General features: G+C 63.0%; 19 protein-coding genes. 9 read left to right on the top strand and 10 right to left on the bottom strand.

Annotated elements, in window-relative coordinates:
* Positions 1-59: 59 nt before the first annotated feature.
* Positions 60-1508 carry a DNA methyltransferase gene (locus tag GLS_RS08240; protein WP_148295912.1) on the bottom strand — a complete coding sequence of 483 codons (1449 nt, stop codon included), beginning with the start codon at positions 1506-1508 and terminating at the stop codon, positions 60-62.
* Positions 1509-1663: 155 nt separating this feature from the next.
* Complete coding sequence (locus GLS_RS08235) at positions 1664-2545, bottom strand: LysR family transcriptional regulator (RefSeq protein WP_041111856.1); 882 nt, start codon at positions 2543-2545, stop codon at positions 1664-1666.
* A gap of 120 nt (positions 2546-2665) precedes the next feature.
* Here GLS_RS08235 and GLS_RS08230 point away from each other — a divergent pair, with 120 nt between their 5' ends.
* From GLS_RS08230 to GLS_RS08190, 9 genes are all read left to right on the top strand, one after another.
* The gene (locus tag GLS_RS08230; RefSeq protein ID WP_041111855.1) at positions 2666-3532 is read left to right on the top strand and encodes a transporter substrate-binding domain-containing protein; all 867 of its coding nucleotides are present in this window, start codon (positions 2666-2668) and stop codon (positions 3530-3532) included.
* 67 nt (positions 3533-3599) lie between these two features.
* Positions 3600-3905 (top strand): (2Fe-2S)-binding protein, encoded by a 306-nt coding sequence (locus tag GLS_RS08225; RefSeq protein ID WP_041112796.1) that lies wholly within the window; start codon positions 3600-3602, stop codon positions 3903-3905.
* Positions 3902-5410 (top strand): FAD/NAD(P)-dependent oxidoreductase, encoded by a 1509-nt coding sequence (locus tag GLS_RS08220; protein WP_041111854.1) that lies wholly within the window; start codon positions 3902-3904, stop codon positions 5408-5410. The genes GLS_RS08225 and GLS_RS08220 overlap by 4 nt, the downstream gene beginning before the upstream one ends.
* Positions 5394-6539 (top strand): NAD(P)/FAD-dependent oxidoreductase, encoded by a 1146-nt coding sequence (locus tag GLS_RS08215; RefSeq protein ID WP_041111853.1) that lies wholly within the window; start codon positions 5394-5396, stop codon positions 6537-6539. The genes GLS_RS08220 and GLS_RS08215 overlap by 17 nt, the downstream gene beginning before the upstream one ends.
* Positions 6536-7249: an ABC transporter permease gene (locus tag GLS_RS08210; RefSeq protein ID WP_041111852.1), complete on the top strand. Its 714-nt coding sequence runs from the start codon at positions 6536-6538 to the stop codon at positions 7247-7249. Before GLS_RS08215 ends, GLS_RS08210 begins: the two co-directional genes overlap by 4 nt.
* Position 7250: 1 nt before the next feature.
* Positions 7251-7934, top strand: a complete 684-nt coding sequence (locus GLS_RS08205; protein ID WP_041111851.1) for an ABC transporter permease — start codon at positions 7251-7253, stop codon at positions 7932-7934.
* A 31-nt stretch (positions 7935-7965) separates the two neighbouring features.
* The gene (locus tag GLS_RS08200; protein ID WP_041111850.1) at positions 7966-8772 is read left to right on the top strand and encodes an ATP-binding cassette domain-containing protein; all 807 of its coding nucleotides are present in this window, start codon (positions 7966-7968) and stop codon (positions 8770-8772) included.
* Positions 8773-8805: 33 nt separating this feature from the next.
* Positions 8806-9729, top strand: a complete 924-nt coding sequence (gene rocF / locus GLS_RS08195; RefSeq protein ID WP_041111849.1) for an arginase — start codon at positions 8806-8808, stop codon at positions 9727-9729.
* A 1-nt stretch (position 9730) separates the two neighbouring features.
* Positions 9731-10801: an ornithine cyclodeaminase gene (locus tag GLS_RS08190; RefSeq protein ID WP_041111848.1), complete on the top strand. Its 1071-nt coding sequence runs from the start codon at positions 9731-9733 to the stop codon at positions 10799-10801.
* A gap of 47 nt (positions 10802-10848) precedes the next feature.
* On the opposite strand, the gene ureG is transcribed toward GLS_RS08190, so the two are convergent.
* Genes ureG through GLS_RS08150 form a run of 8 tightly spaced genes read right to left on the bottom strand, consistent with a single transcriptional unit; the run spans position 10849 to position 16664 of the window.
* Entirely contained in the window at positions 10849-11463 is a 615-nt protein-coding gene (gene ureG, locus GLS_RS08185; protein WP_041111847.1) for an urease accessory protein UreG, read from the bottom strand.
* The gene (locus GLS_RS08180; RefSeq protein WP_052327644.1) at positions 11460-12146 is read right to left on the bottom strand and encodes an urease accessory protein UreF; all 687 of its coding nucleotides are present in this window, start codon (positions 12144-12146) and stop codon (positions 11460-11462) included. Before GLS_RS08180 ends, ureG begins: the two co-directional genes overlap by 4 nt.
* Entirely contained in the window at positions 12139-12633 is a 495-nt protein-coding gene (locus tag GLS_RS08175) for an urease accessory protein UreE (protein ID WP_041111846.1), read from the bottom strand. Before GLS_RS08175 ends, GLS_RS08180 begins: the two co-directional genes overlap by 8 nt.
* On the bottom strand, positions 12633-14339 hold the full coding sequence (ureC, locus tag GLS_RS08170) for an urease subunit alpha (protein WP_080691932.1): 1707 nt from the start codon (positions 14337-14339) through the stop codon (positions 12633-12635). Before ureC ends, GLS_RS08175 begins: the two co-directional genes overlap by 1 nt.
* On the bottom strand, positions 14336-14680 hold the full coding sequence (locus tag GLS_RS08165) for an urease subunit beta (RefSeq protein ID WP_041111844.1): 345 nt from the start codon (positions 14678-14680) through the stop codon (positions 14336-14338). Before GLS_RS08165 ends, ureC begins: the two co-directional genes overlap by 4 nt.
* Positions 14664-14966 carry an urease subunit gamma gene (locus tag GLS_RS08160; protein ID WP_041111843.1) on the bottom strand — a complete coding sequence of 101 codons (303 nt, stop codon included), beginning with the start codon at positions 14964-14966 and terminating at the stop codon, positions 14664-14666. The genes GLS_RS08165 and GLS_RS08160 overlap by 17 nt, the downstream gene beginning before the upstream one ends.
* 25 nt (positions 14967-14991) lie before the next feature.
* On the bottom strand, positions 14992-15819 hold the full coding sequence (locus GLS_RS08155) for an urease accessory protein UreD (RefSeq protein WP_041111842.1): 828 nt from the start codon (positions 15817-15819) through the stop codon (positions 14992-14994).
* Entirely contained in the window at positions 15816-16664 is an 849-nt protein-coding gene (locus GLS_RS08150; protein ID WP_226986675.1) for a HoxN/HupN/NixA family nickel/cobalt transporter, read from the bottom strand. The genes GLS_RS08155 and GLS_RS08150 overlap by 4 nt, the downstream gene beginning before the upstream one ends.
* Positions 16665-16667 lie beyond the last annotated feature (3 nt).

The raw sequence follows: 16667 nt of genomic DNA, 5'->3' as shown, positions 1-16667 counted from the left end.
ATCCCGGACACAGCAGCCGCTCTATACCTGAGAACTCCGAGCAACGATGACATCAGCTTTTACCGTGCATTCTTTATTTTAGTGCAAGAAGGTAAGTGCGAAATCCAGCCAGGTACCATCGCCAGTTTTCGCACACGCTCGGAACAGGGTTTGCCCTTGGCATAAATAATAATGAAATCCGTTTTCATGGCCCCTTTTCGAGTGTCCTGTACAACTGATCGGGCGGAGTAATGAAGGGGCAGCGCGCCCACCAGACTGATTCCTTCAGCGCTCTCAAGAGCTTTGAGGGCCTGCCATTCTTTTTGATGTCTCGAATTAAAAAGAAGAACAACGAACCCACCGTCTTTTACTTTTAGAGCCGTCGTTTGTAGCGCCTCCGTCAGTCTGGCATTATATTCATTCATCGTCATCTGACGGGCAGCCGCGTTCGAAACCACTATTTCCTCAGACAGACAGGGGGTCTCGTCCAAGACGGCGTTCCAAATCTCACTGAGTTCTAAGTACGGTATTCTGTCCCCATGCGGGGGATCGGTGATGACAAGCTGAATGGAGCTTTCAGGAACTTCCCTGAGCAAAGATAAAGCGCCCTGATTGTTCAGGTAGACCGCAGCCTGGTCGCCAAGAACACTGGCGATCGTCTTTCCAACGGTTACTGGGACCGGTATCTCGGGCAAAGCCCTGGCAAGCTTGTTGGCTCTGGCTTCAAAGCAGTTCCAGACGTTTATCTCGAAGTGCTGCTTTGGCCGCCAGAATCCGAGCACCCAACTTCCGACTTCGACTTTTCCTGTGGTTGTTCCAGTCGTTTTCCCACGAGACGTAATGGCAAAAACCATCCGGGACATCTGGCCTATGGACGCCGTCAGCGTCAGTTCAAAAACCTCTCTCACATCGGAAGGCAGACGTCTGATTGCCTTGATTAATATCTCAATATTACGAAGAGCACGCCCACTGAACAGGGTTTTCCAGTCAAGATCCGCATTGGCATTGATCCGGCTGTTTTTGAATATCACCAGATCACGAAGGATTTGGGGCTCATATCCTTCATAAAGCGCAGACAATTTGTAATCGGCATTTGTTGCACTGCGTTCAAGACGGCGCCGAACACCCGATACCGGGCGCTGCCAGACTGACGAGATAACACCCTCTTCCCATAAAAGGTGACTGGTCAGACCCAGGCCCTCCACATCATAGCTTTCAAGAATAGTGCTTCGGACAGTATCGGACAGATGCTGGAGTGCACTCTTGTAAGCCTCTGTGGAACAGGGATTCATATTGAAAGAAGCAAGACGAAGGGCGACAGGATTTATATCACTGCCAAGAAAACGCCGCTTCAATGCAGCGGCTTCCCTGGCAATCGCGCCCGCCCCCAAAAAGGGATCGGCTACAAGATCACCAGCGTCACTGAGCACCGATATCAAGGCACGCAGGGGTTCAACCGGCTTCTTTCCCCAATATTTATGGAAACCATATAGCCCCGAATAGGCACTCGGTGCGGTCAGATCTGTCATCTCCCCACTGGCAAAGCTGAGAGGCTCTTCACATGAGAGTTGAAACGACGAGGTCAATGAGCATTCCTGTTGGTCGGCAGGACCGCCTTGCTCTTCACGAGCCTCCTCAATCTCGTCGCCGCAAAGCTCTGGATCAGATCTTTTGGCAACGTCACCTAGACTTTCTGGCTGGATCGGCGCAGTTCGTTAAACAGCGACCGGATGACGGGGCGGACGCCGTGGCCGGAGAACTGTTCGATATAGTAATTTCCCAGACCCGGTATGGCCGGAAGGGTGTTGCAGACCGTCAGTCCCAGGGCTTCGACGAGGTTCTGTGCGGCTGGCCATGGCACGAGGGCGAGAGCGGAGCCTTCCTTGACCATCATGAGGGCCAGGGGCGTCGTATCCACGGATTCCACCGTCAGGGCGGAGGTGTCGGAAATCCCGGGATAGCGGGACAGCAGCGTATTCCAGCCCACGGCATGCGAGCGGACATCAAGCAGCTTGTAGTCCATGACAGCCTCTGCCGTGGTGATGCGTTCCACGTCCTGCGGCTGTCCGACAACGACATGGCTGATCCCCATCAGCCATCCCGGATGCTCCCGCGTAGTCATGACGTAATCAAAACGGATTGCGAGGTCCGGCTCTCCGTTGCGCTGGGAGTCTTCCGTAATGAGATCCACACGCACCGAGGGATGCTTCTTTTCAAAAGCCGTCAGGCGACGGGGCAGCCAGCTCATGGCCATCAGCTGGCTGGCAACGAGAGAGACACGTTCCACGTCCCGTCTGGGAAACAGGGAGGCGGATTTGGCCTCGATGGCGCGGAGGGAGACCTGAATGGTCGGCAGGAACTCGTTGCCTTCCAGCGTGAGGCGGACCTTGTTGGCGCTCCGGAGGAACAGGGGTTTCTTGAGATAGGTTTCCAGCGCCAGGATCTGCTGACTGACAGCGGCGGCGGACATGTTCAGCTCGCGTCCGGCGGAGGCGAAACTCTGGTGCCGTGCGGCGGCATCGAAGACGCGAAGCCAGTTCAGGGACGGAATACGGTGGGGCTGCATCCCTAAAGCGTAAGCTCAGCTTACGCTTTCTGCCAAGAAGAAATATATTCCGATATCGAACTCAAGGCCATAAAGCAGGTGAGTGATCCTTTCCCTCACACCCTGGCGGGAACTTCATGAATGGCTGTTCGTGCGACATGTCTGCTTCTTCCGGTCCTGTCTGGGGCGTGCCTGTTCGGGACGTTTAAGGCGTCTGTCGTTGCAGAAGACTTTCCCCACCACATTACCATCGGCGCGGAAGGCACATATCCGCCCTGGGCCTTTGCCAAACCGGACGGCTCCTATGCCGGGTATGAAATGGACCTCGTGAAAGTGCTCTGCGAGCGGATGCATGCGAGCTGCAGGGTTGTCACGCAGGACTGGAACGGGCTTATCCCCGGGCTTCGCGTGGGGCAGTACGATGCCATCATCGCGTCCATGGGCGTTACGGACGAGCGGCGCAAAGTTGTCTCGTTCTCGCATCCCTATACCCGGGCGCCGAACGGTTTTCTGACCTCGGGCACAGGCTCCCTGACCCGTCTGGCCCATACGGGTGTGCCTTTTGACCTGACGCGCGGGCCGCAGGCGGCGCAGGCGGCCCTTGCCGAGCTGAAGACCGCCCTGGCCGGGAAGGTCATCGGGGTGCAGACGGGCTCGACGGCCGCGGGGTTTGCCGATGCCTATCTTCAGGGCCTGAAGATCATGGAATACCCTTCCCTCGACCAGCTTGGACTGGAGCTGATTGCCGGGCGCATCGATATTGCCATCGCCAATGTCACCACCTTCGGGACGATGATGGAGGCGGCTCCCAAAGGGGCACTCGTCATGACCGGGCCAACATTCTCGGGCGGGGTGCTGGGGTCGAACACGACCAATATCGCCTTCCGCCCGGATGATGATGCGCTGCGCAATGCCTTTGACGCGGCCCTGACATCCGTCAACCGTGACGGCACCAATCAGAAACTGTCAGAAAAATGGTTCGGCACGGATATCTCGATCCATGAATGAGTCCGTAACGCGCCCCGCCTTTGCCTATTCCCCTGGTCATTCCTCTGGCCTTCAACCGGGACCGAAGATGTTTTCAGACCTCGCCCCCCTCACCGATGCGGTCACCCTGTCTGTTGACGGGCAGCCGGTCCGAGCCCGTGCGGGTGAGACCGTTGCGGCCTGTCTGCTGCGGGCCGGGGTGCCGTATAACCGCCTGACACCGGTTTCCGGCGCGCCACGCCTGCCCTACTGCATGATCGGGCACTGCTTTGAATGTCTCGTCGAAATCGACGGCATCGGGAACCGGCAGGCCTGCCTGACGCTGGTGCGCGACGGCATGAAGGTACGCCGGCAGGCCGGGGCGCCGCCGGCGCTGGAGCCGTCCGTCCCATGAGCATCAACGCGCCTCTCCCTGATGCGGATGTCATCATCGTCGGTTGCGGGCCTTCCGGAATGGCGGCTGCGGTGACGCTGGCGGAGGCGGGTCGCTCCGTCATCGTGCTGGACATGCAGCCTGCGCCCGGCGGCCAGATTTTCCGGAGCCTTGAAGCCAATCTGTGCGACACGAGCCCCGCAAGCCAGAGCCTTCTGGCCGCGCTGGGGCCTGCCTATCGGGCAGGTGCGGATCTGATCCGGCGTTTCCGGGCGTTTTCCGGAATTGATTACCGGCCGCAGACCACCGTGTGGGAAGTGCGGCCCGATGGAACCGTGGGCTGGTTGCAGGGCATGAACGCCGGCTATGTGCGGGGGCGGCAGGTTCTGCTCGCTCATGGGGCGATGGAGCGGCCTGTGCCATTTCCGGGCTGGACACTGCCCGGCGTCATGACGGCGGGTGCATTGCAGACGCTGCTCAAGGCCGGCCATCTGAAGCCTTCGGGCAGGATCGTTCTGGCGGGGACGGGTCCGCTGCTGCTGCTGCTGGCCAACCAGTTGCACCAGCTTGGCGTCAAACCGGCGCTCGTGGGCCGGACCGACCGGCTTTCCGATAGTGTGCGAGCTATGCGGCATCTGCGCCCGGGCGGGCTTGTGCCGCTTGTGAAGGGGCTGGGCTGGCTGGGGCGTCTGAAGCTGGCGGGTGTGAAATCCGTGACGGGGCTTGAGAACCTGGCCGCGCATGGGACGCAGAGCGTCGAGAGCGTGAGCTTTACGGTCGGTGGAAAACGGCAGACGCTGCCCTGTGATCTGCTGATCGTCCATGACGGGATCGTGCCTGCGATCGATATTCCCAATGCGGCGGGGCTGCGTCTGCAATGGGACGGGCCCAATGCGAGCTGGCGTCCGGCGACGACGCCGGACGGGCTGGGCGCCTCAACCCTTCCGCCGGAAATGTCCGCAGGGCCGTGCGTGCTGCGCGTTACGGGCGATGCCCGCAGGATCGGGGGCGCGGATGCCGCCATGGCGCATGGCAGAGTGGCCGCGCAGGCCATTCTGGCGGCGCTGGATCAGGGTGCGGAACCGTCCGCAGAGGCTTTGCGGGCGGTCGATAAGGCGCTGTCCGTGCGTCCGTTTCTGGATGCGGCGTTTCCACCGGGCCTGGCGCAGGCACTGCCGGATGATGACACGATCGTCTGCCGCTGCGAGGAGCTGACGGCCGGGGATCTGCGGGAGAAGATCCGCTCGGGCTTTCGGAACATGGATGCGCTGCGCGGCGAAACACGCTGCGGCATGGGGCCGTGTCAGGGGCGAAGCTGCATGGTGACGGCGGCGCGTCTGCTTCAGGATGAAACACGTGCTGCGGGTTGTCCGCCGACGTTCCGGGGACGGCCGCCGATCCGGCCGATCCCGCTTGGGGCGGTGGCAAAGCTATCGGGTCTTGACCCCCGGGCTACCATCCGGCTGACACTTGAAGACAAGCCCGAAAATGCATCAGAGGATACGGTCGATGCCCCGGCAGAATGAAACCGCTCTGATCATCGGTGCCGGACTTCAGGGCTGTTCGATCGCCCTGTTCCTGGCGCGTGCGGGCTGGCGTGTCACGCTGCTCGACAAGAATGTCGCCGGGCGCCATGCCTCCAGCGTCAATGCGGGGGGCCTGCGCACGCTGATGCGGGACTGGCGGGAATATCCGCTGTCCGAACTGGCGATGGAGCACTGGCGCCATCTCGACCGGCTTGTTGGTGCGAGGGCTGCGGAAAGCTGTGAGGTTCGGCTCGGCGTCGGGCAGATCGCGGTGGCCCTCGATGAGGCGGAGATGTCCTGGACGCTGGGCCGCGTGCAGGAGATGGAACGGCGGGGACTGGGGGCGGAAGAGCTTCTCTCCGCCACGGAAGTCCGGAAGATGCTGCCCGGTCTGACGGAGCAGGCTCTGGGCGGGCTTGTTTCGCGCGGGGACGGACATGCCAATCCGGCCGCGTCGACCCGGGCTTTCAGGCAGGCAGCCATGGCGGCGGGGGCAAAGATCGTCGAGAACTGCCGTGTTCTGGGGCTGGAGCGTCTGCCAGGCGGCGGATGGTCCGTTGCGGCGTCGTCGGGGCGGTATGAAGCGGGCGTGCTGGTCAACTGTGCCGGGGCCTGGGGCGCGCAGGTGGCGTCCATGGCGGGGCAGACGCTTCCGCTGAAGGTGGTCGCTCCCTCCATGATGGTCACGGCGCGGACGCAGCCGTTCCTTGAGCCTGTTGTCATCGGGATCGACCGTCCGCTGTCCTTCAAGCAGAGCGCTGTTGGATCGCTGGTGATCGGCGGGGGCATTCTTGGGAAGCCCTGCGCGGATCATGACACGTCCTTTACCGTCATGGACCGGATGCCCGAGGGCGCGGCCGCCACGCTTGAGGCGTTCCCGGCCCTGGCTCATGTGCCGGTCCTGCGGACCTGGACCGGGCTTGAAGGCGCGACGCCGGACGGGATTCCCGTAATCGGGCCGGGCGAAGACACGCCGGATCTGTGGCATGTCTTCGGGTTCTGCGGGCATGGGTTCCAGCTTTCGCCAGCGGTGGGCGATGTTGTGGGGCGCTCTCTGGTTGGCCGGACGGTCGATCCGTTGCTTGCGCCGTTCAGCGGCGGCCGCTTTGACGCGGGAGACGCCGCGTGAGCACACCGGCCTTCACGCTCATCGGGTTTGGCCCGGAAGGCTGGGGAAAGCTCCTGCTGCTGGCGGCCGGGCTGACGCTCGTGGCGGCGGTGTGCAGCTTTGCGCTGGGCAGTCTTCTTGGAGCGGCAGGCGCGGCGCTCAAGCTGGCGTCGTCCCGAGGCCTGCGGGGGATTGGCACTTTTTACACGACGGTTTTTCGCGGGATTCCGGAGATCCTCGTCGTCTATCTGTTCTATTTCGGGGGCTCGCTCGCGCTGACACGGCTGATGCATCTGGCGGGGTTTCCGGGGTTCTTCTCCCTGCCCTCTTTCATTATCGGTGTCGTGGCCATCGGGCTGGTTTCGGGGGCCTATCAGACCGAGGCCTATCGCAGCGCCTATCTGCGCCTCGAACGTGGGCAGATCGAGGCGGGCAAGGCCTGCGGCATGTCCAGCTTTATCCTGCTGTGGCGTGTCATAGCACCCCAGACCCTGCGGTTTGCGCTGCCTGCGCTGGGCAATATCTGGCAGTCCGTTCTCAAGGAGACGGCGCTTTTGTCCATCATCGGGCTGGTCGAGCTTCTCCGGCAGTCCACGATTGCGTCGGGTGCGACACGGCAGCCGCTGCTGTTCTACGGTGTGGCTGCGCTGCTTTATCTTGTCATGGGGCAGATCACGGCGCTGGGCATCCGGACTGTCGAGAGACGTCTTGCACGCTGCTGGGGGCGATAGGATGGACTGGCCTTTTCTTTTCGCAACGGCAAAGACGCTCCTCACAGGTGTGCCGCTGACCCTCCGGCTGGCAGCAACGTCGCTCTGCACGGGATTTGTGCTTGCGGTCGGGATCGCTGCACTGGCCGGGAGCCGGTTTGCTCCGGCGCGCTGGCTGGCTGCGCTGTATGTGATGCTCTTTCAGGGCACGCCGCTGCTGGTGCAGATTTTCATCGTCTATTACGGCTTCGGGCAGATCGATTTTCTGCGGGCGTCCTTTGCCTGGCCGTTTTTGCAGCAGGCCTACTGGTGCGCCATTCTCGCGCTCTCGCTCAACACCTCGGCCTATGGCGCGGAAATCATCCGTGGCGCCATCGCGGCGGTTCCCGCGCGGGAGATCGAGGCAGCGCGCGCGATGGGCATGTCCGGACTGCTGCTGCGCCGGCGGATCATCTGGCCGCAGGCTCTGCAATACGGGCTGGCGAATTACGGCAACGAGGCCATCCTGCTGCTCAAAGCGACGTCGCTCGCGAGTGTGATCACGCTGATGGATGTCACGGGTCTGGCTTACAGGCTGGTCTCGAAGACCTATCGTTCGGAAGAAATCTTCACGGTTGCGGGTCTGATCTATCTTGCGCTGACTTTCGTGATTGCCACGGGGGTCCATTTCCTTGAACGCCGCCTCACGCCCTGTCGCCGGGTCTGACCCAGACGCCCCCGTCTTTTCCGGAGTTTCCATGGAACCGATCCAGTCCGCCACAGGGGCCCTGTCCGCCTCCCCCGTCATCCGCGCCACCGGCCTGACGAAACGCTATGGCGCCCTGGACGTCCTGCGGGGCGTTGATCTGGACGCGCATGAAGGCGAGGTGATTTCGATCCTGGGGGCTTCCGGCTCGGGAAAATCCACGTTCCTGCGCTGTCTGAACCTTCTGGAAGTTCCTTCGGGCGGCGCGCTCAACGTGCTGGGCGAGGATGTCCGTTTCCGCATGAAGGGCGCAGAGCGGCAGATTGCGGATGCGCGGCAGGTCAACCGCCTGCGGTCGCAGGTCGGCATGGTGTTCCAGAACTTCTGCCTGTGGAGCCACCGGACGGTCCTGCAGAATGTCATGGAAGGGCCGGTCCATGTTCAGGGACGCAACCGCCACGAAGTGCGTGAGGAAGCCGAGAAGGCGCTGGACCGTGTCGGTCTGCTGAACCGGGCGGATTATTATCCGTCCCAGCTTTCGGGCGGGCAGCAGCAGCGGGTCGCGATTGCCCGCGCCATCGTCATGCGTCCGCGCGTCCTGCTGTTCGATGAGCCGACCTCCGCGCTGGACCCGGAACTGGTCGGCGAAGTGCTCAAAGTCATGCAGGATCTGGCGGCCGAGGGCAGGACCATGCTGATTGTCACGCATGAAATGGCGTTTGCGCGGGATGTCTCAAGCCGGGTCGTGTTTCTGGAAAAAGGAACCGTCCGCGTCCAGGGTGCCCCGCAGGATCTGTTCAAAGGCGGTATGGATGAGCGCTTCGACAGGTTTGTCAGCCATTTTTCGCGTCAGGGCTGAAGCCCCGGCGCAGAGTATCGGAAAGGAGTTGAGATGAAGACGTGCCAGATTCTGGGCGTCCCCACCCAGAGCGGAACCTCCGAAAGAGGCTGCATCATGGGCCCGACGGCCTTTCGCATCGCGGGACTGCCCGAAATCCTGCAGGAGCTCGGATGGCAGGTTGAGGATGTGGGAGACGCCGTGCCGGCCGCGATGCCGGATGTGAGCCATTCCAACCCCGCCGTGCGCAATCTGGACGCCATTATCGCCTGGACGAAAAGCGTCGGTGAGCGGGCTTACGAGATGGCGAAAGCCTGCGATTTTCCGATTTTCCTGGGCGGGGATCACTCCATGTCCGCCGGGACGGTGTCGGGTGTGGCGCGTCATGCGCAGGATCTGGGGCGGCCCCAGTTCGTCCTGTGGCTGGACGCCCATACTGACCTGCATACGCTGCATACGACGACGAGCGGCAATCTGCACGGCACGCCTGTCGCCTATTTCACGGGACAGTCGGGATTCGAGGGCTTCCCGCCGCCTGTCGCGCCCGTCGATCCGCGCAACATGTGCATGATGGGCATCCGATCCGTCGATCAGGCCGAGAAGCGCCATGTCGCGGAAATCGGCATCACCGTTTTTGACATGCGCGCCATTGACGAGCAGGGCATTGTCGGCCCGCTGAACAGCTTTCTGGACCGTGTTCGCGCGGCCAATGGCCGCCTGCATGTCAGCCTGGACGTGGACTTCCTCGACCCGGACATCGCGCCGGCCGTAGGCACGACCGTCAATGGCGGTGCGACCTTCCGTGAGGCGCATCTCATCATGGAGATGCTTCATGACAGCGGGCTCGTGACGTCGCTGGATCTGGCGGAGCTCAACCCGTTCCTCGACGTCCGCGCCAAGACCGCCCTGCTCATGACCGATCTGGCCGCCAGCCTCTTTGGCCGCCGTGTTCTCGAACGCAAGACAAGGACCTACTGAGATGACTTCCTTCGCCCCCGCCCCTTCCCATCTCGCCTTCGTGCCGTTCGTCTCGGTCGAGAACATGATGGCGCTCGTCCACACCATCGGGATCGAGACCTTCCTGCGCGAGCTTGCGGAGTATCTTGAAGCCGACTTCAAGCGCTGGCCGGAATTCGACAAGACCCCGCGCGTGGCCGCGCATTCGGCCGAAGGCGTCATCGAACTGATGCCGACGAGCGACAGCAGCCTGTACGGGTTCAAATACGTCAACGGCCATCCCAAGAACACGAAGGAAGGCCTGCAGACAGTTACGGCGTTCGGCATGCTGGCGGATGTGGCTTCGGGCTATCCGACGCTTCTGTCCGAAATGACGCTGCTGACGGCCCTTCGCACGGCGGCAACATCGGCTATGGCTGCGAAATATCTGGCTCCGGCAAATTCGAAGACGATGGCCATCATCGGCAATGGTGCGCAGTCCGAGTTCCAGGCGATGGCGTTCCGCGAGATCGTCGGAATCCGTGCGCTGCGCCTGTATGATCTGGACCGGGCGGCTTCGGAAAAATGTGCCCGCAATCTGAGCGGACAGGGTTTCGACATCACGATCTGCGATAGCAGCGAAGAGGCTGTGGACGGGGCGGACATCATCACGACCGTCACGGCTGACAAGCAGTGCGCGACGATCCTGTCCGACAACATGGTTGGCGCGGGCATTCACATCAACGCGGTGGGCGGGGACTGCCCGGGCAAGACGGAGCTTCAGCGCGATATCCTGCTGCGATCCTCCATCTTTGCGGAATATCCGCCGCAGACGCGCATTGAAGGCGAGATCCAGCAGCTTCCCGAAGACCATCCGGTGACGGAGCTGTGGCAGGTCATCAACGGCGAGGCGAAGGGCCGCGCCAGTGACAGCCAGATCACGCTGTTTGATTCCGTGGGGTTTGCGATCGAGGACTTCTCGGCCCTGCGTTATGTGCGCGACAAGCTGGACGCAACCGGCCTGTACGAGAAGCTGGACATGCTCGCCGATCCGGATGATCCGCGTGATCTGTTCGGGATGCTTCAGCGTTCCAAGGGCGCTGACAACGCCTGAAACGCCGCTCCGGCTGCCCTTCTCGCAGGGGCAGCCGGAGCAGGTTTTTAGAGCCCGCCCTGTTCGATGATGAAGCGGGCGATGGCGGGGACGCCCTCGCCGGCGCGGATATTGGCGAAGACGAAGGGCCGTGTGCCGCGCATCTTTTTGCTGTCGCGGTCCATCACGCCCAGATCGGCACCGACATAAGGCGCAAGATCGATCTTGTTGATGACCAGCAGGTCGCTCCGGGTAATGCCCGGGCCGCCCTTGCGGGGGATTTTGTCGCCGGCCGAGACGTCGATCACATAGATCGTCAGGTCCGCCAGTTCAGGGCTGAAGGTCGCGGCCAGATTGTCGCCGCCGCTCTCCACCAGAACCAGATCCAGCCCTTCGAAGCGCTCCGTCAGTTCCGCGATGCCTGCCAGATTGATGCTGGCATCTTCACGGATGGCCGTATGGGGGCAGCCGCCCGTTTCGATCCCCTTGATCCGCTCCGGCGGGAGGGAGCCCGCGCGGGTCAGGAACTCGGCGTCTTCGCGCGTGTAGATGTCGTTCGTGATGGCGGCGATGTTGTAGTCGTCACGGAAGGTCCGGCACAGGGCATCCATCAGCGCCGTCTTGCCCGTTCCGACCGGGCCGCCGATCCCCACCCGCAGCGGGCCGTGTTTTGCTTTTGTCATGTTCTGAACAACCTTGTTGTCTGGGTTTCGTGATGCATGGCCGCGAGGTCGGAGCGGAAGCACGCGCCCCCGACATCGTCTAGGGTCCGGTTTTTCGTGACGGTTACGGCGCGCGAGAGAAGCGGTTCCAGCTTGGCCAGAGCGTGCAGGCCGTCCGTCTGCCCGAGCGGGACCAGACGCACCGCTGCGGAGACGAGGGCGGCGATGGTGGCGTATCCACCCGACAGCAGCGCCTCCTCCCGCGTGATGCCGCCGCGCCGGAAGACCAGCCCCTGCGCCACCGGCAGCGGCCAGCGCGTGCCGCGCAGTTCGGACGGATCGGGCGTGACGGGCCAGACGGACGCAGCCTTGAGGAAGGCTTCGCCCTGATAGACTGTTTCGTCATACCGCTCCCGCGATGAGGCGCAGGCGCAGGCAAATTCCGCCAGTTCGCGCAGGCGGGGCATGTCGTACGCGGCGCTCCATGCTTCCTGAAGGACGATCAGGTCACTGCCCGGCGCGCCGTGCTCCAGCAGGCAGCCGATCCAGTCGCAGAGTGTGGCGACATCCGTGACGTCCCCGCTTTCCACCGCCCATTCCAGACCGTGGCTGTAGGCGTATCCGCCCGTTGGAAAGGCTGGCGACACCCAGGACAGGAGACGCAGGAAGGCGGCGCCTGTCTGCGGGAGCGGAGTTTCAGTCATGCGTGTGGTGATGGTGCCCGTCCCCGTGGTGGTGCGGTTCGTGGCCGCCCGCGCGGGAGGCATAGGCCCCGCTTTCCGGGTCGAACGGCGCTTCCACCATGCGCACATGTCCGCCCAGACCGTGGATCATGTCGGCAATGACGTGATCGCGGCGCACGAGGATGGCGTGTTCCGAAATGGCGGCGGGCAGGTGCCGGTTGCCCAGATGCCAGGCGAGCTGAAGCAGTTGCAGGGGGCTGTGGGCCGTGACTTCCATCAGCTCTTCGGGCAGCGCTTCCACGCGGATGATGCGACCGTCCTCCAGACGCAGCCCTTCCCCGGCCTGAAGCAGGCGGGCATGTTCCAGCTCCAGCCGGATTTTCTCACCGTTCTGCAGGGTCAGCATCATGCGGCGCCGGTGCCGTCCTTCATAATCGGCGGCGAAGGTGCCGCTGGCCTCGGTTTCGGGCCAGCTTCCGGCGGGAAGGATATCCAGGATTTGGGTCATCAGAACAGGAAATACCTCTGGGCCATGGGCAGGACTTCGGCGGGTTCGCAGGTCAGGAGCACGCCATCGGCCCGCACTTCATAGGTTTCGGGATCGACTTCGATATGGGGCATGGCGTCGTTATGGATCATGCTGCGCTTGCCGATCCCGCCGCGCACGTTCGAGACGGCCGAGAGCGGCCGGCGCAGACCCAGCTTTTTGCCGATATCGTCTTCCAGCGCGGCCTGTGACACGAAGGTCAGGCTGGTATGGGTCAGCGCGCCGCCATAGCCGCCGAACATCATGCGGCCATGCACGGGCTGCGGCGTGGGGATCGAGGCGTTGGGATCGCCCATCATCGCATAGACGATGGCCCCGCCCTTGATGACCAGATCGGGTTTGACGCCAAAGAAAGCGGGGTCCCACAGGACCAGATCCGCCAGCTTGCCGACTTCGATGGATCCGACTTCATGGGACAGGCCATGCGAGATGGCGGGGTTGATGGTGTATTTGGCGATATAGCGCTTCACGCGGGCATTATCCGCAGCAACATCCCCGAGCAGAGAGCCGCGCTGGATTTTCATTTTATGGGCGGTCTGCCATGTGCGCAGCGGGACTTCGCCCACGCGGCCCATGGCCTGACTGTCCGACGACATCATCGAGAGCACGCCCATGTCATGGAAGATGTCCTCGGCGGCGATCGTCTCGCGGCGGATGCGGCTTTCGGCGAAGGCGATGTCTTCCGGCACGCGCTGGTCCAGGTGATGGCAGACCATCAGCATGTCCAGATGTTCGTCCAGCGTGTTGACGGTGAACGGGCGCGTGGGATTGGTCGAGGACGGCAGGACGTTGGGCAGGCCTGCCACGCGGATGATGTCCGGCGCATGGCCCCCGCCCGCGCCTTCCGTGTGGAAGGCGTGGATCGTGCGGCCCTGAAAGGCGGCGATCGTGTCCTCGACGAAGCCGCTTTCATTCAGCGTATCGGTATGGATCATGACCTGCACGTCCATGCGGTCCGCAACGCTCAGGCAGCAGTCGATGGCGGCCGGGGTTGAGCCCCAGTCTTCATGCAGTTTGAGGCAGCAGGCCCCGGCACGCACCATTTCCTCCAGCCCGTCCGGGCGGGAGGCGTTGCCCTTGCCCGCGAACGCCAGATTGACCGGGAAGGCTTCCGCCGCCTGAAGCATCCGCGCCAGATGCCAGGGGCCGGGTGTGCAGGTCGTGGCGGCCGTGCCGGTGGCAGGGCCGGTGCCGCCGCCGAGCATGGTCGTGATGCCCGAAGCCAGTGCTTCCTCGATCTGCTGCGGGCAGATGAAATGGATGTGGCTGTCGATCCCGCCGGCGGTCAGGATCTTGCCCTCGCCCGCGATGATTTCCGTACCCGGGCCGATGATGATGTCCACGCCCGGCTGGATATCGGGGTTACCCGCCTTGCCGATGGCAGCGATCCGCCCGTCGCGGAGTGCAACATCGGCCTTCACGATCCCCCAGTGATCGATGATGACAGCGTTTGTAATGACGGTATCCGCCGCACCCTCAGCCCGCGTAACCTGCGACTGGCCCATGCCGTCGCGGATGGTCTTGCCGCCGCCGAAGCGGACTTCCTCGCCATAGATCGTGTGGTCGCGCTCGATCTCGACGAGCAGCGCGGTATCGGCGAGGCGCAGGCGGTCGCCGACCGTGGGGCCGAACTGTCCGGCATAGTCATGTCTGGAAAGACGCATCACTGATCCACACTCCCCATGACATCGCCCCGGAAGCCCACGACGCGCCGCAGGCCACGCAGGGGGACGAGCGTAACTTCGCGGTCCTGCCCCGGTTCAAACCGGATGGCCCCGCCCGACGCGACGTCCAGCCGCCAGCCTGTGGCCTGCGCGCGGTCGAATTTCAGGGCCGGATTGACCTCGGCAAAATGATAATGGCTGCCGACCTGCACCGGCCGGTCGCCGGTATTCGTCACCAGAAGCGTCCGGCGCGGCTGGTCTTCGTTGAGGACGATCTCGCCTTCGGCGGGCAGGACTTCGCCGGGAATGGCACCGGCGGCGAGGGATTCAGCGTATCGGGTCATGAACGGTCACCAGCTTTGTGCCATCGGGGAAAGTCGCTTCCACCTGCACGTCATGAATCATTTCAGCCACGCCCTGCATGACCTGGTCGCGCGTCAGAACGCGGCCGCCGCTGGCCATGAGTTCGGCCACGCTTTTGCCGTCCCGCGCGCCTTCGACGACGTGATCGGTGATGAGGGCCACGGCTTCCGGATAATTGAGCACGACACCGCGTTCCAGCCGTCGGCGCGCGACGTTTGCCGCCATCGCCACCAGCAGCTTGTCCTTTTCCCGTGGGGTAAGCTTCATGTCCTGCTCCGTTCCGAACTCTGTGTCATGACCGCCATGTGGCCGGCATGGGGCGCCCGTCCCGCAGGACCGGCAGGATCTGTCTGATCGTCTTTTCCAGCGGCCAGCCACCCGATGCCACCCCGCGGATGACCAGCATGCCATTCCACGCCGATGCTGCAAACTCGTGCGGCGCGATCGTGTCCAGCACGTCCCGCACGGCGTCGAGATACGTTTCCGCAAGTGGCGAGACCAGCACCAGCGTGGCGACTGCGCACTGATCCGCGCTCATGGCTTTGCGGGCCATCAGAGCGGACACGTCGTCGCTTTCCAACCGTACGAGGTCTTCCAGAATGAGCCTCTCGTCCCGCCGGATTGTCAGCCGGTCGCGCAGTGCCAGTGTCCGCAAGACCTCGCCTGAGCCGGTGCGACCGAACATCCGGCTTTCAAGGAAGAGGAAGCTGGATGAGGCGGCCATCTCGACCGTCATGTGTCGACGGAGCTGGCTGCCATCGAAGAAGATTGTGCCGTGGGGCAGCCAGTCCAGCCGGGCTCCGGCCGCAATGTGGCAGGAGGTGAGGATTTCGGGAGGCGTATCGCTGGCGCGGGCGCGGTAGATGCGTTCTGCGGCCTGCGATGTGACCAGCAGTTCCGTGTCCGGAGCGCAGGCGATGCGGCCTTCAATCCGGTCTCCGCCTGCGATGCCGCCGGAAATATTGACGGTTACGGCTTCCAGGGACGCGCCGTCCACGCGTGGGAACAATAAACGGCAGCACCCGCCCTGCTCCAGATCGCCACGGACGGTCTGACCGTCACGGAGTTTTGCCGTCAGGCCGAACCAGCCCCGGGCGCGCTGAAGGACTGCCGTGCTCATGCAGGTTCCTCCCGGCCGGATCGCAGCAGGAACCATCCGAGGACGGAGGCGCAGAAGACAGCCGCGCCGATCAGTTCAAAATGCTCGGACAGCAGGCGGGCGAGAGATGTGAGCGTTTCCAGTCCCGGCAGATGGTCCGCAAGAAGGTTCACCAGTTCGATCCCCGCAATGACAAGCGCCAGCATAACGGAGATGGTTGTCAGGGCCAGATTCCAGTTCATCCTGCGCCCTGCCCTTTGGTACAGGCCGTGCATCAGGACGCTGTCGGCCGTGTCCAGCAGGGCCATTCCGGCGGTGAAGAGCAGCGGGAACATCATGATCTGCCAGATCGGCAGGCCGTGCTGGGTCTGGACGATGGAGATGCCCAGAAGGCTGATTTCCGAAGCGGTATCGAAGCCCAGACCGAAAAGAAACCCGACCGGATAGAGATGCCAGCTGACCGAGATCTGACGCAGGACCGGGGTGAGCAGTCGGGCGAGGCCTCGGGGTGGCATTTCGGAGTGGGTGGCGTCTGCGTCACGCCGTCTGCGCCACAGATCATGCAGGGTTGTGGCGTTGAGGGTGGCGATGACGAGCAGGAACAGGACGGAGATCCATGTTCCGAACAGGCCACCCTGGGTGGCAAAAGTGTCGATCTGCGTGCGGTAATGCTGTCCGGCGAGGACGATCACGAGTGTGGCCAGACAGACGATCGTGGAGTGGCCCAGCGAGAAGAACAGTCCTGCTGACCGCGCCTCCCGCCTCTCCCGCAAAGCCGCCCGCGTGACATTGTCGATGACGGCGATATGGTCCGCATCCAGGGCGTGACGCAGGCCCAGTCCATATGAAAGGGCCGCAGCGCCCAGAAG

This window comes from Gluconobacter oxydans DSM 3504 (assembly GCF_000583855.1).
GTDB lineage: Bacteria > Pseudomonadota > Alphaproteobacteria > Acetobacterales > Acetobacteraceae > Gluconobacter > Gluconobacter oxydans.
The sequence above is the reverse complement of the archived record's forward strand: the minus strand, read 5'-3'. Positions and strand labels throughout refer to the sequence as shown.